This window comes from Streptomyces sp. NPDC003011, from assembly GCF_053591515.1.
In genome coordinates this window covers 72,450-97,784 of record NZ_JBSFTY010000016.1, presented here as the reverse complement: position 1 = coordinate 97,784, position 25,335 = coordinate 72,450, and the positions used below count along the sequence as shown (strand labels likewise).

Genomic DNA, 25,335 nt, shown 5'->3' with positions numbered 1-25,335 from the left:
TGGACTATCGTCCGCTAGAAGATCTTTCCGGGGGGGACAAGACTCAGTGACAGCGATGCCACGACCACGACTGGGCGGCACCCCTCCTGAGCTCCATCGGAGCAATCCCGACAGCCCTCTGAGAGGCTTTTCATGATCGTGGTAATGAGTCCGCAGGCTGCCCGTGAACAAGTTGAATCCGCAATGGAAATACTTCGGGAACGTGGCCTGATTCCGATATCCAGCACTGTGGCGGGAGTCACAGCACTAATCACCGAAGGAACCGACGGGACTGATCTCGTAGAAATTCTGGAAAGTGCGCCCGGCGTCGACCGGGTGGTGATGGTCTCCGGATCACAGCGATTGACCAGCCGTTCATTCCGTCCCGAGGACACCCAGGTGACGCTCCACTCCGCCGGCGGAGCGGTGTTCGGCGGCACCGGATTCGCCGTCATCGCCGGCCCCTGCGCGGTCGAGAGCCCGGCGCAGATGAACGCCGTGGTGGACTCGGTCGTCGCGAGCGGCGCCGTCATGCTGCGCGGCGGCGCATTCAAGCCCCGGAGCTCCCCGTACAGCTTCCAGGGACTGGGACTCGCAGGACTGACCCTCCTCGCCGAGCAGCGGAAACGGACCGGCCTGCCGGTCGTCACCGAGGTCGTGACCCCGCAGGACGTGGAAGGCGTCGCCGAGGAGAGCGACATGCTCCAGATCGGCGCGCGGAACATGCAGAACTTCGAGCTGCTGCGCGAGGCGGGAGCCTCCGGACGGCCCGTCCTCCTCAAGCGCGGAATGTCCGCCACCATCGAGGAGTGGCTGCTCGCGGCCGAGTACGTGCTGCACATGGGGAACAGCGACGTCGTCCTGTGCGAGCGCGGTATCCGCAGCTTCGAGCGCGGCACCCGGTTCACCCTGGACCTCAGCGCGGTGGCAGAGGCCAAGCGGCTCACCCATCTGCCGGTGATCGTCGACCCGAGCCACAGCACGGGCAAGCCCCACCTCGTCACGCCGATGTCCCTGGCGGCGGCCGCGTGCGGCGCCGACGGACTGATCGTCGACGTCCACACCGACGCCTCGAACGCGATGTGCGACGGCGCCCAGGCTCTCAGCGGTGAGCAGTTCAGCACCCTCATGGGTCGGCTCAAGCCGGTCGTGGAGGCCGTGGGGCGCACCCTGTCGCCGGCCCTCACCCGCTCCCTCGCCCGGGTCTGATCCCAGCTTCCTTGGAGACACCGCATGTCCGAGCACATCGTCGACCCGTTAACCGCCGATCTCGCGCCGGAGGACTTCATCCACGCCGCGATGCAGTGGCACTTCTCCCCAGCCACCGGCTCGCCGTACTGGGTGAAGCGCGCGGCGGAACTGGACTTCGACCCGCTCACCGACGTCCGCACCTGGGACGACCTCGACCTCTTCCCGGACGTCAGCGACGAGTGGAAGGACGTCCCGGTCGACACGCTGGTCCCCGCGGGGATCGGCAGGCAGGGCTGGGACTTCCAGGTCTTCGACAGCGGGGGCACCACAGGACGGCCCAAACGGATCGTCGAATCGCGCTCGCGCCGCAACGGTGTCCACTGGGTGAGCGAGGTTCTCGCCGATCACGGGGTTCCCGGCGAGGGCGAGGGCCACTGGCTGCATCTCGGCCCCACCGGACCGCACATCGTCGGCCGTTCCATCGGGCTGCTGGCACAGATGCGCGGCACGTTCTGCCACTACATCGACTTCGACCCGCGCTGGGTCAAGAACAGCGTGAAGCAGGGCCGGACCGATGAGGCTGCCCGCTATGTGCAGCACATCCTGGCGCAGGCCCGCGACATCCTGTCCACCCAGCCCGTCTCCGTCCTCTTCGCCACCCCGCCGGTGCTCGAAGCACTGGCCGCCGACGAGAAGCTGCTGGATCTGGTGCAGCGGAAGGTGCGCGGCATCATCTGGGCCGGCACCAGCGTGAGCCCCGAGACGCTCCGGGTCTTCGAGGACGAGTTGTTCCCCGATGCCGCCGTGGTCGGCCTGTACGGCAACACCATGATGGGCATCGCCCCGCAGCGCCCCCGTGAGGGCGAACAGGACGACGAGCGCTGTGTCTTCATCCCCTTCCACCCGTTCAGCCGGGTCAAGGTGGTGGACCCCGACAACACCAGCAGCTCCGTCGCCCACGGCGAGCGGGGACAGGCGAAGATCAGCCTCGTCTCCCGGGACCTGCTGCTTCCCTGGACGCTGGAGCGCGACTCCGTGCTGCGCATCGCGCCCACCGCGAAGTACCCCCAGGACGGGCTGGCCGACATCAGGCCCCTCACCCCGGCCGGCGGCCAGACCGCTGTCGAAGGGGTGTACTAGGCATGTCGTCCACCCCCGCACCAGTGGTCACCCCGGAACGGCCCGTCGCGGTACTGGGCCGTACCGACCGGGAAAGCCTGCTGGCCACCTGCCGGCGCGCCCTCGACCAGGCCCGCCGCAGCCAGCACCCTGTTCTCGTCAGCTGGGCCAAGCCGCTCTCCCTCGCTGACCCCGTCGCGATCTGGAGTCGTGCCCGTCGCGGTACGCCGCGTTCCTTCCTGTGGCAGTCGGCATGGGACCGCGGATCCGTCCTCGCGATCGGATCGGCGCGTGATCTGCGGGGACGGGGCGAGAACCGCGTCACATCCGTCCGCGACGGGTGGCAGACCCTGACCCGGGACCTCGTCGCGGGCGGCACAGCGGTCACCGAACTGCCCTCGGGCGAAGGCCCCCTGGCCATCGGCGGGTTCGCGTTCAGCCCCGATGACGCCTCGGAGAAGGGACGCCTTCCCGACGCCCTGATGTGGGTGCCCGCACTGCAGATCCGTGGCACGGTGCCCGACCAGGCCGCCACCGGCCTTCCCGGCCCGGCCGAACTGCGCCTCAACGCCGTCTTGTTGCACGACAGCGACCCCGAGCAGGTGGCCACTGGCCTGATCCACCTGGCGGACCTCTGCCTTCCGCCGGAGGCCGCCGCCGAAGCGCCGAAACCGGCATACGCGGACGAACGGACGTACGCCAGAACCGAGGTGCCGGACTCCGGCCACTGGAAGGGACTGGTCCAGCGCGCCACCGACCAGATCCGGGACGGCGATTTCGAGAAGGTGGTGCTGGCGCGCGAACTGCGGGTCACCGCCTCCAGCCCGTTCGAGGTGCCGACCGCGGTGAACAGGCTGCGCAGCGCCTATCCCGGCACCACCGTCTTCGCGGTGGACCACGAGGAGTACACCTTCCTCGGCGCGACCCCCGAATACCTCGTACGGGTCGACCGGCGGGCGGTGCACGCGCTGGGACTGGCCGGCACGGCGCCCCGCGGGCTCACCCCGGAACAGGACGCGGCATTCGCCCTCGAACTGGCCGGGAGCGCCAAGATCCAGCACGAGCACGACGTCGTGGTGCAGATGCTCCGCGACGCCCTGCGGGACTCGTGCGTCGATGTCGCCTCCGATGCGGAACCGAGCGTGGTCAAGCTCGCCAACGTCCAGCATCTGTCCACGAAGGTCCGCGGCGAGCTGGCGGCGGAGTCCACCGCGGGAATCCTGGACTTCGTCGACCGTCTCCACCCGACCCCGGCCCTCGGCGGGCACCCCCGCGAGGAATCGCTGAGGTGGCTCTCCGCCAACGAGGGGCTCGACCGGAGCTGGTACGCGGGAGTGGTCGGCTGGGCCGACCGCTCCGGGCAGGGCCAGTTCGCGGTCACCATACGATCCGCCCTGGTCGACGGCCCCTCCGCCTCGCTGTACGCCGGCTGCGGCATCGTGGCCGACTCCGATCCCGAGGCCGAGTACGCGGAGTCCTGCGCGAAGCTGCTCCCGATGATGTCCGCCCTGGGAATCGAGTGACCGGCATCCCGTTCGCGCCCTCCCTCACCAGTGGCCGGTGAGAGCCCTCACCATCGGGACCCGCGAGCCCCACGGGGGCACGTGGGAGTTCGCCCCGGTCGCGGTCGGCGCCGCCGCCGTGCAGGTCGAGCCCGCCCGCCATCGGCAGCGGATCGGCACCGCGCCACCGGGGCACCGGGGCGTCGCCGCCACGGCTGAAGGGCTCGGCCTTCCGGTCACGACGGCGCCGGCGAGTTCGATCGCCGCCGCCGAACGCATCAGTCCACAACAAATGGTGAGGTAAGAATGACCGTCAAGCCTGCCGCTCCCCGCGTGGTCGTCATCGTCGACGCGTATTCGAGCGCACGATCCCTCGCCCCGCTCTTCCAGGAGCGCGGCTACGCATGCGTCCACGTCCAGAGCGCCCCGGCGATTCCCGCCGTGTACGAGAAGAGCTTCCGGGCATCGGACTTCACCGCCAACATCGTGCACACAGGGGACGTCGCCGCAACGGTCGCGGCCCTCGCCGCGCACACGCCGGTGAGTCTGCTGGCAGGCATCGAGAGCGGGGTCGAGGTCGCGGACGTGCTGAGCGAGGCGCTCGGGCTGCGGACGAACGGCACGGCGCTGAGCCCGTCCCGCCGGGACAAGTTCCGCATGATGGAGACGGTCAAGGAGGCCGGGGTGCCCGGCGCAGGCCAGATCCTGGCCACCGACCTCGACACGCTGCTCGCCTGGCACCAGGGGGCCGAAGGCCGGGTGGTGCTGAAGCCGTTGAAGAGCGCGGGAAGCGACGGTGTGCACTTCTGTGACGACGCGGACCAGGTGCGCGCTGCGTTCGAGGCGCTGATCGGCACCGAGAGCGCGCTGGATCTGCACAACCACGCGGTGCTGGCACAGGATTACCTGGTCGGCAGCGAGTACATCGTGAACACCGTGAGCCTGGACGGAAAGCACCACGTCACGGACATCTGGAAGATGCACCACCTCGGCGCCAACGGGGTGCACGACATGGCGGCCGGGGCGCAACTGATGCCCCGCCATGGTGTGGACCAGGACGCGCTGGTCGCGTACAACTGCCTGGTCCTGGATGCCCTGGGGGTGCGCCACGGTCCCGCGCACACCGAGCTCAAGCTGACGCCGCAGGGCCCGCGGCTGGTCGAGAGTGCCGCCCGGATCTGCGGTGCGGACGTGCATGTCCCGGCCAAGGGCGCGATCGGCGAGAGCCAGCTGGACTGGACCGTGGACGCGTACGTCGACCCCGAGCGCTTCCTCGAGCGCTGGGAGGCCGACTACGAACTGACCCGGCACGCCGGCATCGTCAACATGGTCTCTCCGGCGGCCGGCAAGCTCGTCAGCTATCCGAAGATGGCCGAACTCCGCGGACTGGAGAGCTTCCACGACATCACGCTGAACGTGCACCCGGGCGACGAGATCCATCGCTCGATCGACGACTGGACCTACCCCATGCGCGTGTACCTCGTGCACGAGACCGAGAGCGTCGTCATGCACAACATCCTGTCGGCGCGGTACATGGACGGCGAAGGCTTCTACGACATCGTCTGAGCCAGGTCGGGGACTGGCGCGGAGGCTTCCGCTCCGTCGCCGGCCTCCGCCACTTCACACCCGTGCGTGCGGCTCGCCCGCACCCGGCTTTCCACACCGTTCACGCACTGGCATGCGCTGCCCGCAGTTCCGGTTGCGGAAGTACGCCGCCGAGCCCCGCTCTACGGAGCCGGCCAGGATCTGTCGTTCGTCGATCTTGGGATCGGCCAGGGCGGGCCCAGGGGCAGGTACGGGAACAGTCCGGGCAGCGGCGCGTGGGCGAGGCAGCCGCCACAGCCGATGCTCCGGGCCCGGCCGCACAGCGGTCGGGGCCCCTGTCCGCGCTGTCCAGGAACTTCGTGGCCGGGCGGAGCACCAGACTGGCCCTGGCAAGGCGCCCTCAAGATCCCCAGTAGGGCGCAAAAATACCCCCCTGACTGCGTTTATGCAGGTCAGAGGGGTGTAATCGCGTGGAGCCTAGGGGAGTCGAACCCCTGACATCTGCCATGCAAAGACAGCGCTCTACCAACTGAGCTAAGGCCCCGAAGAGGGACGTCCGCCGGAAGAACCGCGTACCGGTGGGCGCCGCAGAACAGAGTACCGGGTCACCCCCGGGATTCCGCAAAAAGATGGGGGTCCCCGTGGACGACCACGCTCCGTAAGATGCTCCGCGTGGTTCGCTACCGCGAACCGCGGTTTTGGGGAAGCGATGGGGAGACGCAATGGACGCCGCACAGCAGGAAGCCACCGCGAGAGCGCGGGATCTGCAGCGGAACTGGTACGGGGAGCCGCTGGGGGCGCTCTTCCGTAAGCTCATCGACGATCTTGGTCTCAACCAGGCTCGTCTCGCGGGGGTACTGGGACTGTCCGCACCGATGCTGTCGCAGCTGATGAGCGGTCAGCGGGCGAAGATCGGCAACCCGGCGGTGGTCCAGCGGGTGCAGCTGCTGCAGGACCTGGCGGGGCAGGTCGCGGACGGCAGCGTCAGCGCGGCCGAGGCGACCGACCGCATGGAGGAGATCAAGAAGTCACAGGGGGGTTCGGTGCTCGGCAACACGACGCAGACGACGAGCAGTTCGGGCGCGCCCACGGTCAAGCGGGTCGTCCGCGAGATCCAGTCGCTGCTGCGCTCGGTCGCCGCCGCCGGAGACATCATCGAGGCCGCCGACACTCTCGCCCCGACCCACCCGGAGCTGGCAGAGTTCCTCCGGGTGTACGGCGCCGGCCGCACGTCCGACGCCGTCGCGCACTACCAGTCCCACCAGAGCTGAGCCCCCGGCCCGGTCGCCGAAGGGGGTTCGGCAGCCGGGCCGAAGGGCGCGAGGGGGTCGTGCCGCTCGTCGAGGGGGAAGCAAGGGGGAAGCGGGGGGACCCGGAGGGGGAGGAGCGACGCACAGCCATGGGTGAGGTCTTCGCCGGACGGTACGAACTGGTCGACCCGATCGGTCGCGGAGGGGTCGGCGCCGTCTGGCGCGCCTGGGACCACCGCCGCCGACGCTATGTGGCCGCCAAGGTCCTGCAGCAGCGGGACGCGCACGCGCTGTTGCGCTTCGTCCGCGAACAGGCGCTGCGGATCGACCACCCCCATGTGCTGGCGCCGGCCAGCTGGGCCGCGGACGACGACAAGGTCTTGTTCACCATGGACCTGGTCGCCGGCGGCTCTCTGGTCCACCTCGTCGGTGACTACGGCCCGCTGCCTCCGCCCTTCGTCTGCACCCTGCTCGACCAGCTGCTGGCCGGCCTATCCGCCGTGCACGCGGAAGGCGTGGTCCACCGCGACGTCAAGCCCGCCAACATCCTGCTGGAAGCCACCGGCACGGGCCGGCCCCGGCTGCGGCTGTCCGACTTCGGCATCGCCATGCGGCTGGGCGAGCCCCGCCTGACGGAGACCAACCTCGTGGTCGGGACGCCCGGGTACATCGCGCCCGAGCAGATGCTGGGCGCCGAACCCGACTTCCCCGCGGATCTCTTCGCCGTCGGCCTGGTCGCCCTGTATCTCCTGGAGGGCTCCAAGCCGGACGCCAAGGCCCTCGTCCAGTACTTCGCGGCCCACGGCACCCCGAGCGCGCCCAAGGGCATCCCCGAGCCGCTGTGGCAGGTCGTCGCGTCGATGATCCAACCGGACCCCCAGGCCCGCTTCCGCACGGCCACGGGGGCCCGCAAGGCACTCGCCTCCGCCGTGGAACTCCTCCCTGCCCCGGGCCTCGACGACGAAGTGATCGAAATCTTCGACCAACTCGGCCCGCTGCCACCGGGTTTCGGCCCGCAGGGCCCTCATCACCTGGCATCGGGAGTGGAGACAGGGCCGGGAACCTCCGGGAGGAGGGCTTTCGGAACGGTAGGAGAAGACAGGGGAGGAGAAGAAGACAGGGGAGGAGGAACCGGAACAGGGGGACAGACGGCAGGGGGACAGACGGCAGGGGAGAGCGTCCGCCCTACCCCCGGCCACCCGGGTTCCGCCGCCCACGCCGCCCCAGGCGCCGAGGCCGCCTTCCAGGGCACAGGCCCCGGCCCGCACCCGGCACCTTCCGGTCCCGGTGCCGGCTCCGGGACCGCCTACCCCGGCGCAGGCCTCGCCGCTGGATACCCGGGTACGCACCCGGCAGCCACCACCTTCGGCGCGGACTCCCAGACCGGCACCTCCGGCGCAGGCCCCGGCGCAGTCCCCGACACCGGGCAGCCCGGGGCGAACCCCGCACCTCCTCACCCCGGCGCGAACCACGCCAGCCGGTACCCCGGCACGCACCCTGCGGCCGCCGACCCCGGATGGTCGCAGACCAGCGGCCCCCACCCCTCCGACCCGGGCATCCGTCCCGGCGCCGGCGCCGACGCCGTACCCAACGCACCGCACCACCGCACCGGTGCTCCGCACCACCGCACCGGCCCACTTCCGGAACCGGAACGGAACAGCGCGGCGCCCCGCCCCCGCGGCGGTCCCGTCCCTCCGGCCGACGCGCCTGTCCAGCCGCAGCCGCCCGCCCCCTCCGTGGACCCGCCCATCCCCGCACAGCCGACCACCATGTCGGACACCGGCAGCTTCCACCTGCCGCCCCCGCACTCCCCGGCGTCCTCCCCCGGGACACCCCCCACCCCTCTTCCACAGCCGCAACACCCATATCCACAGGCACACCCACAGACACAGCCGCCGCCGCAGCCACAGCCACACCAGAGGCACCCCCGCCACGCGGCCCCCGTCTCCCCTCACGACCCCACCCACGTGCTGCCCTCCCCTCGGCCGTCCGCGCCCCCGTACCCGGCTCAGCACTCACCGGCGTCGTCGCACCAGCGCGCTGAACCCTCCACTGCTTCGTACACCGCCGAGGCCCCGCAGGTTCCCTCTCCCGCGCAGGCGATTGCCCGCCCGCGCCCCCGTTCAGGCCCGTCGGCCAAGGTGGCGCTCACGATCCTGCTCCTGGCACTGACCTGCTACGCCGTCGGTATCTGGGCCCTGACCCGCCTCTGAGAACGTCCTCACACGCAAACCCCAACCCCTGGCCCTACCGGCCCGCACCCCTCCGCCGCCCCAACCCCTGGCCCTACCGGCCCACACCCCTCCGCCGCCCCAGCACCATCCACACGCCGAGCCCCATCAGCAGCGCGGTCCCCGTCCCCATCCCGCCGGCCGCGAGCAGCCTCATCGCGGTGTCGTCCCGCGTCGCGGTCCCGGCCTCAGCAGCCGCCGCCGTCTCCCCTCCACGTGCCGTGGCCTCGAAGACGCCCCGCGGCTCGGGCTCCCCCGCGTACGCGGGTCCGGCCGTCGCCGTGCCCGTGACCCGCACGCGCAGTGTCAGGTCGTAGGGTCCCTTCCCGAACTTGTCGGCCACCTGCTCCGAGAGGCGCACGGCGAGGTAGTACGAGCCCGCGAACCTCATCCCGCTCACCCGGTCGGACACGGCGTACCGGTTGGCATAGGAGACGGGCGGCAACGGATCGAGGGTGGCGGCCCGCTGGCTGCCGTCGTAGACCGCGCTCGCGTCGTCGACGAATCCGCGCACGGGGTTGTGGAGGGACACGACCAGCGCCCTCGCCACAAGCCCGTCGGCGTCGCCGGAACTGCCCAGTTCGGCGGTGGCGTAGAGCTGTCGGCCCCAGTCCACGGGCACCGCGTAGAACAGCGTCTGCCCGGGCAGGATGTCGTCGCGCCAGACCCCCTGCCCCACGGCCGTCGCCCCAGCGAAGCCCGAGGCACCCTGCCGGGCCTCGGCCTCCCCCGTCACGGGCTGGGGCGTGGCGGAGTTCCAGACCTCGGGCGCACTCGTCGCACCGGCCTGCCCGAGGCCCGGCTCCGACACCGCGGCGAGTTCCAGCCCCCAGGTGTCCGACGAGGACCCCGTTCTGTGGACGCGCTCGACGTGTACGTAGTACGCGCCGGCCTCCCGGCACCGGGAACCGGCCCCGGAGGAGGTGTCACGCGTGCCCAGCGCGGTGAGGGGGCGCGGTCGGCGGTCCGTGCCGATGCTGGCGGTGTCGATGGAGCAGGAACGGCTGTTGGCGTCCTGGACGGACACCCTGATGCCGTCGGTTGCGGACACCGTCGTACCGGCGCCGGGAACGGCCGTCACGGACACATACACGGTGGACGAGGCGTCGAGGTCGAGGCGGTAGGAGAGCTTGCCGTCGACGGGGAGGGAACTCCGGTACGTCGTACCGGGCGCCAGCGCCTCGGCGTCCCCCGTGCTCGTCGCGCCGTCGACCGGCTGGGCGTCCGCGTCGAAGCCGTAGGAGGTCCATGGGTCGGCCGCCCGCGCGGACGGCCCGGACACCGCCGCCGTCAAGCACAGCACCACACCCACGACGGCCGGCCGCCCGAAGACCGCAGACAGGGGCACCGGCGGACGACCGCCCCCGTACCGCCTCCACTCCGTACGCCGCCCCATGACGCGCCACCCCACTCGCCGTTGCCCGGACCCGTTCGACCTGTGACCGTCGCCCATCCTGCCCCGCCGGGCCCCGCCCCATCCGGGCAATCCGTACGAGCGTCCGGAACACCGGCACCGCCAGGGAAGCGCCCCGCACCTCCCTGGCACAGGAACATCGCCCACGCAACACAAAACCCCGACCGCTCGGGCGGCCGGGGTCTGTTCAGAATCGGTCGGTACTCACGAACCCGTGGGCACGGAGTCAGTCGCCTCCGTCCACAGATCCTGCTCGGCGCGATCCGCCTGGATCTGGCGGTACACGAGGAGCCCGCCGATGGCGGCCAGTGCGACCAGGAGAAGCTTCTTCACCGCGCGACCTCGTCTTTCCTTGACGTCAGGGACCTCTGGCGCCCGACTATACACACCGACCGATACCGATCGGTGACCTGCGTCCGGCCCCAACTACCGTCCGGAGCACCGCAGTAGAAGCGGATCACAGTGCTCCGATCAGAGGGTGATCACATCCCCACAGATGGTGACTTTCCCTGCCTCTCCTCCCGTATCTCCTGTTTCTCGCCCTTCTTGCACCCATCCGAGTGGTGTTGATCTGAAGATCGACGCGCTACGGGCGTCGGTCCACCACTTCGCCAGCCCCATACACATCATGAGGAAAGTACGCAAATCGCCCAACCCGAAAGTGAGGGACCATGGCCCAGAACAAGGTCATGAACCTGTGGACCGCGTTCGTCACCGCCTTCCTCGCGCTGTGCACCGCGCTGGGACTCATCACGACGACCGCCGCCGCAGCGGTACCGCAGACCGAGACGACCCGCAACAGCACCAAGGAGACGTCGACGACACCGGCGGCGTCCCCCTGGTCCTGGGCCTACGACAGGTCGCTGCCCCCGACGATGAAACAGCGCATCCGCGCCGAGGCCCACGGCAAGTCCCCCAGCTGCCGGCACCGCCCGCCCACGGACGTGGACATGAACACGGAGTCAGCCGCGGACGGGGAAGCGGACGCGGACAGGGACAGGGACGGGGACGGGGACGGGGAAGCGGACGTCACCCAGGGCTCCGCCGCGGGTTCCGTCGCCCCGAGGACCCCGGCTCTGGACACCTCCGCCACGCCCGCCGTCGACCAGGCCGCCACCGCCACACAGTCCGCGTCAGCCACTCCCGACACGCCCGCCGCCGTTCAGGACACCGCCCCTTGCGCCCCGACCGTGACCGCGGACGGGCTCCTCGCCCCGCTCCAGCGCTGATGACTCGGCGTACCGCGCGCCATCGTCCGCGTTCCAGCCCCGACATGACGGCCCCGCGCACAGCACCACCCGGCACAGCACCACCCGGCAGAAGGCCCAGCCACTCGAACGAAACGGCCTCGAACAGGACGGCCAAACCTTCGACGCACGAATAACAGACAGACAGACAGACCGGCAGGCCGGCAGACCGGCAGAACCAGCAGAACCCGCAGAACCAGCCCAACCGGCAGAACCGACGTACCGATGTACCGACGTACCGACGACTCCAGAACAAAGGGTGCCGTCGCGGATGCACCGCACGCGTGACGCTCTCCGCCAGACACCGCTCGCACAGGGATCTGACCTGCTGCTTGAGACGGTGCTGAACCTGCGGATCCCGTAACCGCACCCCAGAGTCCCCGCCCAGGCCGGCCTTACGGCACTTGGCCTGGAAGCGCTCGCCGTCATCGCCGCTGCACCCGACGCGCCCCTGCCGACCCGGGTCGGCCCGCTCACCGACCGCTCCTGGCGATCTGTACGGAGCTGGTGAGCCGCGCGCCTACGACTGGCTCACACAGCGACCGCCCCACGAGGCGAGCCGTCGTTCCCCCGGTGCCCGTTCCTCGACCGGCATCGACCGCGTCGACTCGACGTGAACAACACATCGGGCGCTTCCCACTGTGGGAAACGCCCGATCCATTCGATCTTTGTCTGTGGGGCTAACAGGATTTGAACCTGTGGCCTCATCCTTATCAGGGATGCGCTCTAACCAACTGAGCTATAGCCCCGCCGCGCTCTGCGGTGTGTGTCCCGCGCGCTGACTCCTGAAGATTAGCGCACGACGCGGGCAGTCCCAAAATCGGTTGTCGGACGACCGTCACCGCACGTGGGGAGGCGGGTCACTCGTCCTCGGCCAGCGTCAGCTCGACACCGCCGACGAAGCCGGCGGAGAGGTTGTAGATGAACGCGCCGAGCGTCGCGAGGGCCGTCGCGAGGACGACGTCGATGACCGCGATGATCGTCGTGAACATCAGGACGTTGGGCAGCGACAGGAAGGACTGCAGGTCGAAGCCGTTCGACTCGTTCGAGCCGGTCGCCTCCGAAATCGTGCCGCCGACCGTCGAGAAGACGCCCATCGCGTCCATGACCATCCACAGCACGGCGGCCGCCACGATCGTGCAGATGCCCAGCGCGATGGAGAGCAGGAAGCTGACCTTCATCACGGACCACGGGTCGGCCTTGGCGACCCGCAGGCGGGCCTTGCGGGTACGGGGCGTGGTGCGCGCGCCGGTGCGCGGGCGCCGGATCCCGCTCGCCGGTGCCTGCGACGGGTAGGCCTGCGGCGGGTGGTAGGGGCCGCCGGGCTGCTGCTGCGGCTGCCGTTCCCCCGGCAGCGGGGAGGCCACATCGGGAGACACCGGCTGGGCGGGCGGCTGAGCCTGGGCGCCCGGAGCGGCCGGGACCGCGGTCTGGCCCGCGCCGGTGGCGTGCCGCTGCGCCTTCGGACCTCTGGTGTCCGTCACAGTTCCCCCCTGGGATCCATGTGGGTCGGGCGAGTGCGACTCGGTCGCGGGTGACTTGATCGCCTGCAGGTTGGTCGTCTGCGGGTCGCTCGGATGTGAGCCGGGTGTGTGCGAATCTGTCGGATTCGCGGCGGAGCCACGGCCGCCGCCGTCCGTCTCCGAACCGGTGGAAGAACCGGTGGAGGTACCGGTCGATCCGGCGCCCGTGGCTCCGCTCACGATGACTCTCTCCTCGTGCTACTCGGTCGAGGGCGCCTCGCCCTCGTCCGTGCCGTTGGTCTCGGCACCTTCGGCGGTCTCGTCGACGGCGATGTCGCCGTCGACCTCCTCCGCCTCGCGTCCCGCCTCGGCGTTCCGTGCGATACCGACGACGGCATCGCGCTTGCCCAGGTTGATCAGTTGGACGCCCATGGTGTCACGGCCGGTCTCCCTGATCTCGTTGACTCGCGTACGAATCACACCGCCGCCCAGCGTGATGGCGAGGATCTCGTCAGTGGCCTCGACCACCAGCGCGCCGACGAGCGACCCGCGATCCTCGACGATCTTGGCGGCCTTGATGCCGAGACCGCCGCGACCCTGGACGCGGTACTCGTCGACGGCGGTCCGCTTCGCGTACCCGCCGTCCGTAGCAGTGAACACGAACGTACCTGGTCGAACAACATTCATCGAGAGCAGCTGGTCGCCCTCGCGGAAGCTCATGCCCTTGACGCCCGAGGTGGCGCGGCCCATGGGACGCAGCGCTTCGTCCGTGGCCGTGAACCTGATCGACTGCGCCTTCTTGCTGATCAGCAGCAGATCGTCATCGGCCGAAACGAGCTCGGCTCCGATCAGTTCGTCGTCCGAACCGTCTTCCGTCTCGCGAAGGTTGATCGCGATCACGCCACCGGAGCGGGGCGAATCGTAATCCTTCAGAGGCGTCTTCTTCACCAGACCCCCCTTGGTGGCCAGGACCAGGTAAGGCGCCGCCTCGTAGTCGCGGATCGCGAGGATCTCGGCGATCGCCTCGTCCGGCTGGAAGGCCAGCAGGTTGGCGACGTGCTGTCCCCGCGCGTCCCGGCCGGCGTCCGGCAGCTCGTACGCCTTGGCCCGGTAGACGCGGCCCTTGTTCGTGAAGAACAGCAGCCAGTGGTGCGTGGTCGACACGAAGAAGTGGTCGACGATGTCGTCTTCCTTGAGCTTCGCGCCGCGTACGCCCTTGCCGCCGCGCTTCTGGGCGCGGTAGTCGTCCGTCTTGGTGCGCTTGACGTAGCCGCCGCGCGTGACGGTGACGACGATGTCCTCCTCGGCGATCAGGTCCTCCATGGACATGTCGCCGTCGTAGGGCACCAGCATGGTCTTGCGGTCGTCGCCGTACTTCTCGACGATCGCGGCGAGCTCCTCGCTGACGATGCCGCGCTGGCGGACCGGGGAGGCGAGGATCTCGTTGTACTGCGTGATCTTCGCCTGGAGTTCGTCGTGCTCCTGGACGATCTTCTGGCGCTCCAGGGCGGCCAGCCGGCGCAGCTGCATCTCCAGGATCGCGTTCGCCTGGATCTCGTCGATCTCCAGCAGGCTCATCAGGCCCGTGCGCGCGATGTCGACGGTGTCGCTGCGCCGGATCAGCGCGATGACCTCGTCGATGGCGTCCAGGGCCTTGAGCAGGCCGCGCAGGATGTGCGCCCGCTCCTCGGCCTTGCGCAGCCGGAAGCGCGTACGGCGGACGATGACCTCGATCTGGTGCGTCACCCAGTGGCGGATGAACGCGTCCAGGGAGAGCGTGCGCGGCACACCGTCGACCAGCGCCAGCATGTTGGCGCTGAAGTTCGACTGCAGGTCGGTGTGCTTGTAGAGGTTGTTCAGGACGACCTTGGCGACCGCGTCCCGCTTCAGGACGATGACCAGACGCTGGCCCGTGCGGGACGAGGTCTCGTCACGGACGTCCGCGATGCCGCCGATCTTGCCGTCCTTCACCAGGTCGGCGATCTTCTGCGCGAGGTTGTCGGGGTTGGTCTGGTACGGCAGTTCCGTGACCACCAGGCACTGGCGGTTCTGGATCTCCTCGACCTGGACGACCGCCCGCATGGTGATCGAGCCGCGGCCCGTGCGGTAGGCCTCCTCGATGCCCCGGCGGCCCACCACCAGGGCGCCGGTCGGGAAGTCGGGGCCCTTGATGCGCTCGATGAGCGCGTCGAGCAGCTCCTCGTGGCTCGCTTCCGGGTTCTCCAGGTACCACTGGGCGCCGGACGCGACCTCGCGCAGGTTGTGCGGCGGGATGTTGGTCGCCATGCCGACCGCGATACCGGCCGAACCGTTGATCAGCAGGTTCGGGAAGCGGGCCGGCAGGACGGTCGGCTCCTGGGAGCGGCCGTCGTAGTTGTCCGTGAAGTCGACGGTCTCCTCGTCGATGTCACGGACCATCTCCATGGACAGCGGCGCCATCTTGCACTCGGTGTAGCGCATGGCCGCCGCCGGGTCGTTGCCCGGAGAGCCGAAGTTGCCGTTGGAGTCCACCAGCGGCATCCGCATCGACCACGACTGCGCGAGGCGGACCAGCGCGTCGTAGATCGAGGAGTCGCCGTGCGGGTGGTAGTTGCCCATGACGTCGCCGACGACGCGGGCGCACTTGTAGAAGCCGCGCTCGGGCCGGTAGCCGCCGTCGTACATGGCGTACAGGACGCGACGGTGGACGGGCTTGAGGCCGTCCCGGACGTCGGGCAGCGCACGCGAGACGATGACGGACATCGCGTAGTCGAGGTACGAGCGCTGCATCTCCGTCTCGAGCCCGACGGGCTCGACACGCTGGGCGATCGGGCCGCCCTCTTCGGGGGTGACAGGCCCGGGGGGAAGATTGGGGGTCTCGTCGGCCATTGCTGGTGAGGATCCTTCCTGGTGCGGTCAGCTGAGACCGACTCAGATGTCGAGGAAGCGGACGTCCTTGGCGTTGCGCTGGATGAACTGGCGGCGCGCCTCGACGTCCTCGCCCATGAGGACCGAGAACAGGTCGTCGGCCTGGGCGGCGTCGTCGAGGGTGACCTGGCCGAGGACGCGGTGCTCCTGGTCCATGGTCGTGATGCGCAGTTCCTCGGCGTTCATCTCGCCGAGACCCTTGAAGCGCTGGATCGAGTCCTCGCGGATGCGCTTGCCGCGCTGGCGGCCCATCTCGATCAGCGCGTCGCGCTCGCGGTCGGAGTACGCGTACTCGACGTCGTCCCGGCCCCACTTGATCTTGTAGAGCGGGGGGCGGGAGAGGTACACGTGCCCGGCCTCGACCAGCGGCCGCATGAAGCGGAACAGGAAGGTCAGCAGCAGGGTGCTGATGTGCTGGCCGTCGACGTCGGCGTCCGCCATCAGGATGATCTTGTGATACCGCAGCTTCTCGATGTCGAAGTCCTCGTGGACCCCGGTGCCGAAGGCGGAGATCAGTGCCTGGATCTCCTGGTTCTGCAGGATCTTGTCGAGCCGGGCCTTCTCCACGTTGAGGATCTTGCCGCGGATCGGGAGGATCGCCTGGTACTCCGGGTTGCGGCCGGACTTGGCCGAGCCGCCGGCGGAGTCACCCTCGACGATGAAGATCTCGCACTTGGTGGGGTCGTTCGACTGGCAGTCGGAGAGCTTGCCCGGCAGTGACGCCGACTCCAGCAGGCCCTTGCGCCGCGTCAGGTCCCGGGCCTTGCGCGCCGCCACGCGCGCGGTGGCCGCCTGGATGCCCTTGCGGACGATGTCCGCCGCCTCGACCGGGTTGCGGTCCAGCCAGTCGGTGAGGTGCTCGTAGACGACCTTCTGCACGAAGGTCTTCGCCTCCGTGTTGCCCAGCTTGGTCTTGGTCTGGCCCTCGAACTGCGGCTCGCCCAGCTTCACCGAGATGATCGCGGTCAGACCCTCGCGGATGTCGTCACCCGTGAGGTTGTCGTCCTTCTCGCGCAGCAGCTTCTTGTCGCGCGCGTACTTGTTGATCAGGTTCGTGAGCGCCGCGCGGAAACCCTCTTCGTGCGTGCCGCCCTCGTGGGTGTGGATGGTGTTGGCGAAGGAGTACACACCCTCGCTGTAACCGCCGTTCCACTGCATCGCGACCTCGAGGGACAGGAGCCGGTCCTTGTCCTCGGCCTCGATGTCGATCACCGTCGGGTGCACCGTCTCGCCCTTGCGGGAGTTGAGGTACTTCACGAAGTCGACGATGCCGCCCTCGTAGTGGTACGTGACGGTCTTGACCTCGTCCTTCTCGTCGGCGCCCGCCTCGTCCGCCCCGGCGGTGGCCTTCGCCGACTCGCGCTCGTCGGTGAGCTTGATGGTCAGGCCCTTGTTGAGGAACGCCATCTCCTGGAAGCGCCGCGAGAGCGTCTCGAAGGAGTACTCCGTGGTCTCGAAGATGTCGCCGTCGGCCCAGAAGGTGACCGACGTGCCGGTCTCCCCTGTGGTCTCGTGCTGGGCGAGCGGCGCCGTGGGGACGCCCATCTTGTAGTCCTGCGTCCAGCGGTGGCCGTCGGTCTTCACCTCGACGGCGACCTTCGAGGACAGCGCGTTCACGACGGAGACACCCACGCCGTGCAGACCACCGGAGACCGCGTAGCCGCCGCCACCGAACTTGCCGCCCGCGTGCAGCACGGTCAGGACGACCTCAAGGGCCGGCTTGCCCTCGGACGGGACGATGCCCACCGGGATGCCACGGCCGTTGTCGATGACCCGGACGCCGCCGTCGGGGAGGATCGTCACGTCGATGGTGTCCGCGTGGCCGGCCAGCGCCTCGTCGACCGAGTTGTCGACGACCTCGTACACGAGGTGGTGCAGCCCTCGCTCACCGGTCGACCCGATGTACATGCCGGGTCGCTTGCGGACCGCGTCCAGACCCTCGAGGACGGTGATGGCGCTGGCGTCGTACGAGGCGGTGACCTCGCCGTTCGAGGTGACCTCGCCGTTGGCGCCGGCGTCGGTGGACGGGATGTTCTCGTTGGGGTTGCCGGAATCGGCCACGAAGCGCCCTTTCTGGCACAGCACGAGCCAGGCTCCTGGGGGTGCCCCCTCTGGAGGAGGGTTGCCGGAGCGGCTGCGGCATGTTGCGTTGGTAAGCCCTGATCAGCGTTGCTCAGCTTTTCCCGGACGGTCCCCACGAGTGGGGCGGGATTGACTCTCAGTCTACCGGTAGCGCCGACAGTGATGGGGGTTTGCCGGTACCTGAGTCCTCATGTGGCGCCCTGAACCGGTCTCCGCCGGGTCCCCATATACGGAGCGGGGCTCCAAGAGGCTCACGGAGGCACTCAGCGCTTCGGGCTGTCAACCCTTTACTACTTGGGAGTCAGGTGGATGTTCGCAACCGCGTCCGGTTGCGCGGCGGGCCTCCCGGCCCGCTGGCGCACCACGGTGAATGTGAGAGAGGTCACCCGTAGGTGTCGCCGGGACCGGTGCTGCCAGGGGCGCGCAGGGGGCCGTAGCGCCGGGCCGGGCCGTTCGGTCCGTTCACCTTGATCAGCTTCACGGCGCCGTGGCCGAGATCCTCGTTGAGGCGGGCGACGAGCGTCGGGGCGAGCAGGCGCAGGTTCGTCGCCCAGGCCGTGGAGTCACAGCGCACGATGAGGATCCGCTCGTCCTCGTCGTACTTCTCCGGCTCGCAGTGCTTGGCGACGTCCTCGCCGACGATCTGCGGCCAGCGGCCCATCACCCCGCCCATCGCGGCCGGCGTCTCCCAGCCGCGCTCGGTGAGCAGCCGGTTGATGGCGGAGCCGAGCGCCATGGGGTCGCGGCGGTCGGCGCGCGCGCCGGAGCGCAGACCGCCGCGCCGCGCCTGCTTCTTCTGCTGTACCGCGTCCCCACGCGCGCGTGCCTGCGCCCTCGCCGCCCTGAGCGCCACGCGCGCGAGGTCGACACCTGAGGGTTCCGGGGTCTTGCCCGGTGCGGGGGCAAGGCCGTCGGCCGCGGCGGACGCCGGGCGCGGTGCGGGCTCGTCCGTGCTCACGCGCGCTCCACCGTCCCGTCGGACACGGTGAACCGCGTGCCCGTCAGTACGTGCGGTACGTCGTCGTCGACCGCGGCGGTCACCAGGACCTGCTCACCGGGCGCGACCAGCTCCGCCAGGCGTTCGCGGCGACGGGTGTCCAGCTCGGCGAAGACGTCGTCGAGGATGAGCACCGGCTCGTTGCCCTCGGCCCTGAGGAGGTCGTACGACGCCAGGCGCAGCGCGAGCGCGTACGACCAGGACTCGCCGTGGGAGGCGTATCCCTTGGCGGGCAGCTGGCCGAGCTTGAGCAGCAGATCGTCCCGGTGCGGTCCGACCAGGGTGACGCCCCGCTCGATCTCCTGCTTGCGGGTCTCCAGCAGCGCGGCCGTCAGCTGCTCGTAGAGGTCCTCGCGTGTGTGTGCCTCGCCCGGCGCGGACGACTTGTAGTCGAGGGCCACCGGACCACCGCCGGGGGCCAGTTGCTCGTACGCCTTGTCGGCGAGCGGCTGGATCGCGGCGATCAGGTCGAGACGCTGGGCGAGCAGCTCGGCGCCCACGCGCGCGAGGTGCTGGTCCCAGATGTCGAGCGTGGACAGGTCCATGGAGCGGCCGCCGTGCCGCCGGGCCAGCGCGGCCGACTTCAGGAGGGTGTTGCGCTGCCTGAGGACCCGCTCGTAGTCGGAGCGGACGCCGGCCATGCGCGGCGAGCGGGCGGTGATCAGCTCGTCGAGGAAGCGGCGCCGCTCCCCGGGGTCGCCCTTCACCAGGGCGAGGTCCTCGGGGGCGAACAGCACGGTCCGTACGATGCCGAGCATGTCACGCGGTCTGACCTGCGAGGACCTGTTGATGCGGGCGCGGTTGGCCTTGCCGGGGTTCAGCTCCAGCTCGACCAGCTGCTGCCGCTCGCCCTGTCGCACCTGTGCCCGGATGACCGCGCTGTCGGCGCCCATGCGGACGAGGGGGGCGTCGGAGGAGACGCGGTGGCTGCCGAGGGTGGCGAGGTAGCCGACCGCCTCGACGAGGTTCGTCTTGCCCTGCCCGTTGGGGCCGACGAAGGCGGTGACGCCCGGGTCGAGCGGAACGTCGACCCGGGCGTACGAGCGGAAGTCGGCCAGCGACAGATGCGTGACGTGCATGGTCGTTCACCGACCTCCCCCAGGGTTGTGGACCGCTGAGCAGTCCTGTGGATTACTTCTTCTCGACCGCGTGCCCGCCGAACTGGTTGCGCAGCGCGGCGATCATCTTCATCTGCGGAGAGTCCTCCTGGCGCGACGCGAACCGCGCGAAGAGGGAGGCCGTGATCGCGGGCAGCGGCACGGCGTTGTCGATGGCCGCTTCCACGGTCCAGCGTCCCTCGCCGGAGTCCTGTGCGAAACCCCTCAGCCTGTCCAGGTGCTCGTCCTCGTCGAGGGCGTTCACCGCGAGGTCCAGCAGCCAGGAACGGATGACCGTGCCCTCCTGCCAGGAGCGGAAGACCTCCCGGACGTCGGTCACCGAGTCGACCTTCTCCAGCAGCTCCCAGCCCTCGGCGTAGGCCTGCATCATGGCGTACTCGATGCCGTTGTGGACCATCTTCGCGAAGTGGCCCGCGCCGACCTTGCCGGCGTGCACCGAACCGAAGTCGCCCTCGGGCTTGAGGGCGTCGAAGACCGGCTGCACCTTGGCGACGTTCTCCGCGTCGCCGCCGTACATCAGCGCGTAGCCGTTCTCCAGGCCCCAGACGCCGCCGGAGACACCGCAGTCGACGAAGCCGATGCCCTTGGCGGCCAGCTCCTCGGCGTGCTTCTCGTCGTCCGTCCAGCGGGAGTTCCCGCCGTCCACGACGACGTCACCGGGCGCCAGCAGCTCGCCGAGTTCGTCGACGGTGGACTGGGTCGCGGCACCGGCGGGGACCATCACCCACACCACCCGCGGGCCCTTGAGCTTGCCCACAAGCTCTTCCAGGCTGTGGACATCGGCGAGGTCCGGGTTGCGGTCGTATCCGATGACGGTGTGGCCTGCGCGGCGGATCCGCTCGCGCATGTTGCCGCCCATCTTGCCGAGGCCGACGAGACCGAGCTCCATCAGTTGTTCCTTAGGTGTGCGACGTGGCGTTACGGCACTTCCGTACCTGCGTCCGAGCCTAAACCCGGACGCTCGCGCACATCTGTGGGCATACGCGCTCAGACGTACGCCCCGACCTGCGGGTTCTCCGAAGGATCCGGTCAGCCGCTCAGTCGCACCGGCATGATCAGGTACTTGTAGGCCTCGTCCGCCTCGGCGTCCAGCGCCGGCTTGCCGCTGAGCAGCGCGGGCTTGGTGGACGTCGTGAACGACAGCTGGGCCACCGGGGAGTCGATGGCGCTCAGGCCGTCCAGCAGGAACGTCGGGTTGAAGGCGATCGAGACGTCGTCGCCCTCCAGCTGGGCGTCGACCCTTTCCACAGCCTGTGCGTCGTCGCTGGAGCCAGCCTCCAGAATCAGCACGCCCTGCTCGAAGCTGAGCCGCACCGGGGTGTTGCGCTCGGCCACCAGGGCCACACGCTTGACGGCCTCCACGAAGGGGGCGGTCTCGATCACGGCCACGGAGTTGAACTCCGTCGGGAACAGCGAGCGGTACTTCGGGAGGTCGCCCTCCAGCAGACGCGTCGTCGTACGACGGCCGGCGCCCTCGAAACCGATGAGTCCCTCGCCCGCGCCGGAACCGGACAGCGCCAGGATGACGCTGTCGCCGCTCGTGAGGGCCTTGGCGGTGTCCAGGAGCGTCTTGGCGGGCACCAGGGCGACCGCGGACGCCTCCGGGTCCTCCGGCTTCCACAGGAACTCACGGACCGCGAAGCGGTAGCGGTCGGTGGACGCCAGGGTGACGGTGTCGCCCTCGATCTCGATCCGCACACCGGTCAGGACGGGCAGCGTGTCGTCGCGCCCGGCGGCGATGGCGACCTGGGCGGCGGCCGCGGCGAAGACCTCACCGGGAACGGTGCCCGTGGCGTTCGGCATCTGCGGCAGGGCCGGGTACTCCTCCACCGGCAGGGTGTGGAGGGTGAAGCGCGAGGAGCCGCACACCACCGTCGCCCGTACACCGTCTGTGGAAATCTCCACCGGCCGGTTGGGCAGGGCGCGGCAGATGTCGGCGAGCAGGCGGCCCGAGACGAGGACCGTGCCCTCCTCCTCGACCTCCGCCTCGACGGACACCCGTGCGGAGACCTCGTAGTCGAAGCTGGACAGGCTCAGCTGGCCGTTCTCGGCCTTCAGCAGAAGGCCGGCGAGGACAGGCGCCGGCGGACGGGCCGGGAGGCTGCGTGCCGCCCAGGCCACTGCCTCCGCGAGTACGTCGCGTTCCACCCGGATCTTCACTGTTGCCGCCTCCTGCTGTTGCCGGCGCTTCTCGGCCTGCCTGGCTTCGTCGTCTGGTCGGTGTCGTCGGCCCCACTGCGGGGAAGGACGCCGGGGAACAGTCTGACGCACCCCACTGACAGTAGGTGCCTCTCGGGGTCAAGTCGTGACGAGGGGCAGTCGGGAGCCGAGCGGCGAGTTGTGCACAGGACCCACTTCGAAACGGACTCCCAGCTCTCTCTAGTTGGGAGTAGTAGTAGGGCCTGTGGATACCGTGGATAACCTCGTTTGCGCAGGTCAGACCGGAAATTTTATCCACGGGGCCTGTGGGCGGCGGCGGTGGACAACCGGGCCTGTCTGTGGAGAACAAAAAGTTCTGCACACTCCATGCACAGCTTGAGGGGAGTTCTCCCCAGCGCCGTCCCCAGCTTTACCCACCTTTCCCACAGGCCAACCCGGCACCTTCGTGTGACGCCTTTCACTCGACCCGGTGATCAGGCGCGTCACGTTGCCGAACAGTGGACAGCCATGTGGAGAAGCCGGAGATTGCTGGGGACAACCGTCCTCAGCCTGTGGGCCGCCGGTGGACAACTCGGTGCACAGGCTGTGGATCACCGCTCTGTCTACAGGCTGTGGAGATCCTTCGTCCACTAATCCACAGGCACCTGACCTGGTCTGATGGTCTTTCACCGGAGGCGGCTGTGGACACGATCTGGACAACTCCCCGGTCCCCAGGATGTGGACGGGAAAAAGTCACCGAATCTGTGGAGGGAGGCCGTAACCCGGCAGGTAATCGAACAGCCGGCGGCCGGGGCGTGAAGAAGGGCGCCCCCGGATCCGGTCCGGGAACGCCCTCGGCGACGCGTCTGGGCCGCCGTCAGCCGTTCTTGATGCGGTTCGTCAGCTCGGTCACCTGGTTGTAGATGGAGCGCCGCTCGGCCATCAGATTGCGGATCTTGCGGTCCGCGTGCATGACGGTGGTGTGGTCGCGGCCGCCGAACAGCGCGCCGATCTTCGGCAGGGAGAGGTCGGTCAGCTCGCGGCACAGGTACATGGCGATCTGGCGTGCCGTGACGAGCGCCCGCCCGCGTGAGGTGCCGCACAGGTCCTCGACCGTGAGCCCGAAGTAGTCGGCGGTCGCGCTCATGATGGCCGTCGAGGTGATCTCCGGGGCCGAGTCCTCGCCGCCGGGGATGAGGTCCTTGAGGACGATCTCCGTCAGGCCCAGGTCCACCGGCTGCCGGTTGAGCGACGCGAACGCCGTCACCCGGATCAGCGCGCCCTCCAGCTCACGGATGTTGCGCGAGATCCGGGAGGCGATGAACTCCAGCACCTCCGGCGGAGCGTTGAGCTGCTCCTGGACCGCCTTCTTGCGCAGGATCGCGATCCGCGTCTCCAGCTCGGGCGGCTGGACGTCGGTGATCAGGCCCCACTCGAAACGGTTCCGCAGCCGGTCCTCCAGGGTCACCAGCTGCTTGGGCGGCCGGTCGCTGCTGAGCACGATCTGCTTGTTCGCGTTGTGGAGCGTGTTGAAGGTGTGGAAGAACTCCTCCTGCGTCGACTCCTTGTCCGCGAGGAACTGGATGTCGTCGACGAGCAGGATGTCCATCTCGCGGTAGCGCTTGCGGAAGCTGTCGCCCTTGCCGTCGCGGATGGAGTTGATGAACTCGTTGGTGAACTCCTCCGAGCTCACATAGCGGACCCGCGTGCCCGGGTAGAGGCTGCGCGCGTAGTGCCCGATCGCGTGCAGAAGATGCGTTTTGCCAAGACCCGACTCCCCGTAGATGAAGAGAGGGTTGTACGCCTTCGCGGGCGCCTCGGCGACGGCCACCGCGGCCGCGTGCGCGAACCGGTTGGAGGCGCCGATGACGAACGTGTCGAAGAGGTACTTCGGGTTCAGGCGCGCGGTCGGCTCACCGGGACCGCTCGCCGGCGCGGGCTGCGCGGCGAGCGGCCCGGGGGCGCCGTTGGCGGGCAGCTGGGATCCGACCGGACCGCCGCGGTGGACGCGACCGGACCCGGACGGCATCTCGGGCCGGTCCCGGCGGCCGTCGCGCTGGTCGTAGTCGCCACGCGGCTGGTCGTAGTCGGGACGCTGTCCGTCGTAGGCGGAGCGCTCCATCGGCTGCGGACGGTAGTCCTGGGAGTAGGAGTCCTGCGAGCGCGACCCGTAGGAATCCTGGGACGGGGAACCGTACGAGTCCTGGGACGGCGACGCGTACGGGTCGCGCTCCGGGAAGCCGAGCCGCTGCTGCTGCCAGCTGTACTCGTCCTGCGGCGGACGGGGCCAGGCGCCGGGTTCGGGGCGCTGGTACTCGGAGGGGTACGCGGGGCGGGCGGTCGGGAGCTGGTCCGGGCGGGGCCCGTGGTCGCCCTGGGAGCCGGGGTGCTGCTCGCCGCGGCCCTGCCGGTGGTCGTCGGCGCGGTGGCGGCCGTACCCCTCGTACTGGCCGGGAGAGGGCTCGGGCTCCTCGTAGCGCTGCTGCTGGGGCCGAGAGGGGGCCATCGGCGGGCCCTGGGGCTCGCCCGCCGAGTCGTCCACGGTGATCGCGATGCGGATCGGCCGGCCGCACTCGCGCGTCAGTGTCTCGCTGACGACCGGCGCGAGACGGCCTTCGAGCACACCCTTCGCAAATTCGTTCGGTACGGCGAGCAGTGCGGTGTCCGCGACCAGCGCGAGGGGCTGGCAGCGGCGGATCCAGTGCTCGTCCTTGGTCTCGACCCCCTGCCCGCGCCCCTCACCGAGAAGCTGCTCCAGTACTCGTGGCCACACTGCGGCAAGATCGGCAGGCACGTCAGCCACAGGGCACGCTCTCTCACGGGGTCCCACGAACGTGTGGTTCGGGACCGGTCGGGATTCAAATGGGGTGGGGCAGGTACAAGGGAACGAATCGGAGTTCAGCCACGGTAGTCAGGGCGGCGGCTGAGGTTCAAGTTGTTGTCCCCAGCCTGTGGACAGTGTCTCCCGGTGACCGCTGGTTTGACCGGATGGCGTAGCCGCGCGTACCGTAACCAGGTCGAGTTGTCGATGGCTGCTGCCGCCTGCCTCCGATGGGCACAGATCATTTGGGTGATCGGTCAGCGGTGCACTCGGGCGTGACGCGAGCTACTCGTGGGCGCACGGTGACAGCCAGGACGGCACCCGCAGACC

General features: G+C 69.5%; 18 protein-coding genes and 2 tRNA genes. 8 read left to right on the top strand and 12 right to left on the bottom strand.

What is annotated here, in order from left to right; translation table 11 throughout:
• Nucleotides 1–132: 132 nt before the first annotated feature.
• Genes aroF through ACWD0J_RS11405 form a run of 5 tightly spaced genes read left to right on the top strand, consistent with a single transcriptional unit; the run spans nt 133 to nt 5,357 of the window.
• A complete protein-coding gene (aroF, locus tag ACWD0J_RS11425; RefSeq protein ID WP_451495538.1) occupies nt 133–1,188 on the top strand; it encodes a 3-deoxy-7-phosphoheptulonate synthase in 1,056 nt (351 codons plus the stop codon).
• Between the two features lie 24 nt (nt 1,189–1,212).
• Nucleotides 1,213–2,310: a phenazine biosynthesis protein gene (locus tag ACWD0J_RS11420; RefSeq protein WP_451495537.1), complete on the top strand. Its 1,098-nt coding sequence runs from the start codon at nt 1,213–1,215 to the stop codon at nt 2,308–2,310.
• 2 nt (nt 2,311–2,312) lie between these two features.
• A complete protein-coding gene (locus ACWD0J_RS11415) occupies nt 2,313–3,812 on the top strand; it encodes an isochorismate synthase (RefSeq protein WP_451495536.1) in 1,500 nt (499 codons plus the stop codon).
• 37 nt (nt 3,813–3,849) lie between these two features.
• Nucleotides 3,850–4,095, top strand: coding sequence for a hypothetical protein (locus ACWD0J_RS11410; protein WP_451495535.1), 246 nt, complete (start codon nt 3,850–3,852; stop codon nt 4,093–4,095).
• A gap of 2 nt (nt 4,096–4,097) precedes the next feature.
• Complete coding sequence (locus ACWD0J_RS11405) at nt 4,098–5,357, top strand: ATP-grasp domain-containing protein (RefSeq protein ID WP_451495534.1); 1,260 nt, start codon at nt 4,098–4,100, stop codon at nt 5,355–5,357.
• A gap of 450 nt (nt 5,358–5,807) precedes the next feature.
• Here the strand turns inward: ACWD0J_RS11405 and ACWD0J_RS11400 are convergent.
• Nucleotides 5,808–5,880, bottom strand: a tRNA-Ala gene (locus tag ACWD0J_RS11400).
• A 178-nt stretch (nt 5,881–6,058) separates the two neighbouring features.
• Here ACWD0J_RS11400 and ACWD0J_RS11395 point away from each other — a divergent pair.
• The gene (locus tag ACWD0J_RS11395) at nt 6,059–6,607 is read left to right on the top strand and encodes a helix-turn-helix domain-containing protein (RefSeq protein WP_451495533.1); all 549 of its coding nucleotides are present in this window, start codon (nt 6,059–6,061) and stop codon (nt 6,605–6,607) included.
• A gap of 128 nt (nt 6,608–6,735) precedes the next feature.
• A complete protein-coding gene (locus ACWD0J_RS11390) occupies nt 6,736–8,799 on the top strand; it encodes a protein kinase domain-containing protein (protein ID WP_451495532.1) in 2,064 nt (687 codons plus the stop codon).
• A 73-nt stretch (nt 8,800–8,872) separates the two neighbouring features.
• Here the strand turns inward: ACWD0J_RS11390 and ACWD0J_RS11385 are convergent, their stop codons facing one another.
• The gene (locus ACWD0J_RS11385; protein WP_451495531.1) at nt 8,873–10,165 is read right to left on the bottom strand and encodes a hypothetical protein; all 1,293 of its coding nucleotides are present in this window, start codon (nt 10,163–10,165) and stop codon (nt 8,873–8,875) included.
• Nucleotides 10,166–10,435: 270 nt separating this feature from the next.
• On the bottom strand, nt 10,436–10,564 hold the full coding sequence (locus ACWD0J_RS11380) for a DLW-39 family protein (protein WP_003999697.1): 129 nt from the start codon (nt 10,562–10,564) through the stop codon (nt 10,436–10,438).
• A gap of 338 nt (nt 10,565–10,902) precedes the next feature.
• Between ACWD0J_RS11380 and ACWD0J_RS11375 the strand changes: the two genes are divergently transcribed.
• Nucleotides 10,903–11,460, top strand: coding sequence for a DUF6344 domain-containing protein (locus tag ACWD0J_RS11375; protein WP_451495530.1), 558 nt, complete (start codon nt 10,903–10,905; stop codon nt 11,458–11,460).
• A 693-nt stretch (nt 11,461–12,153) separates the two neighbouring features.
• Here ACWD0J_RS11375 and ACWD0J_RS11370 read toward each other — a convergent pair.
• The 9 genes from ACWD0J_RS11370 to dnaA all read right to left on the bottom strand — a co-directional run bounded on the left by ACWD0J_RS11370 (nt 12,154) and on the right by dnaA (nt 24,987).
• A tRNA-Ile gene (locus ACWD0J_RS11370) sits at nt 12,154–12,227 on the bottom strand.
• Between the two features lie 111 nt (nt 12,228–12,338).
• Complete coding sequence (locus tag ACWD0J_RS11365; RefSeq protein ID WP_451495529.1) at nt 12,339–13,181, bottom strand: DUF3566 domain-containing protein; 843 nt, start codon at nt 13,179–13,181, stop codon at nt 12,339–12,341.
• A gap of 18 nt (nt 13,182–13,199) precedes the next feature.
• Nucleotides 13,200–15,809 carry a DNA gyrase subunit A gene (gyrA, locus tag ACWD0J_RS11360; protein ID WP_451495528.1) on the bottom strand — a complete coding sequence of 870 codons (2,610 nt, stop codon included), beginning with the start codon at nt 15,807–15,809 and terminating at the stop codon, nt 13,200–13,202.
• Between the two features lie 42 nt (nt 15,810–15,851).
• Complete coding sequence (gene gyrB, locus ACWD0J_RS11355) at nt 15,852–17,933, bottom strand: DNA topoisomerase (ATP-hydrolyzing) subunit B (protein ID WP_451495527.1); 2,082 nt, start codon at nt 17,931–17,933, stop codon at nt 15,852–15,854.
• Between the two features lie 379 nt (nt 17,934–18,312).
• Nucleotides 18,313–18,888: a DUF721 domain-containing protein gene (locus ACWD0J_RS11350; RefSeq protein WP_451495526.1), complete on the bottom strand. Its 576-nt coding sequence runs from the start codon at nt 18,886–18,888 to the stop codon at nt 18,313–18,315.
• Entirely contained in the window at nt 18,885–20,006 is a 1,122-nt protein-coding gene (gene recF, locus ACWD0J_RS11345) for a DNA replication/repair protein RecF (protein ID WP_451495525.1), read from the bottom strand. The genes ACWD0J_RS11350 and recF overlap by 4 nt, the downstream gene beginning before the upstream one ends.
• 52 nt (nt 20,007–20,058) lie before the next feature.
• A complete protein-coding gene (gnd, locus tag ACWD0J_RS11340) occupies nt 20,059–20,934 on the bottom strand; it encodes a phosphogluconate dehydrogenase (NAD(+)-dependent, decarboxylating) (RefSeq protein WP_451495524.1) in 876 nt (291 codons plus the stop codon).
• A 140-nt stretch (nt 20,935–21,074) separates the two neighbouring features.
• Nucleotides 21,075–22,205, bottom strand: a complete 1,131-nt coding sequence (gene dnaN, locus ACWD0J_RS11335) for a DNA polymerase III subunit beta (protein ID WP_451495523.1) — start codon at nt 22,203–22,205, stop codon at nt 21,075–21,077.
• Nucleotides 22,206–23,061: 856 nt separating this feature from the next.
• Complete coding sequence (gene dnaA / locus ACWD0J_RS11330; RefSeq protein WP_451495522.1) at nt 23,062–24,987, bottom strand: chromosomal replication initiator protein DnaA; 1,926 nt, start codon at nt 24,985–24,987, stop codon at nt 23,062–23,064.
• Nucleotides 24,988–25,335: the final 348 nt, after the last annotated feature.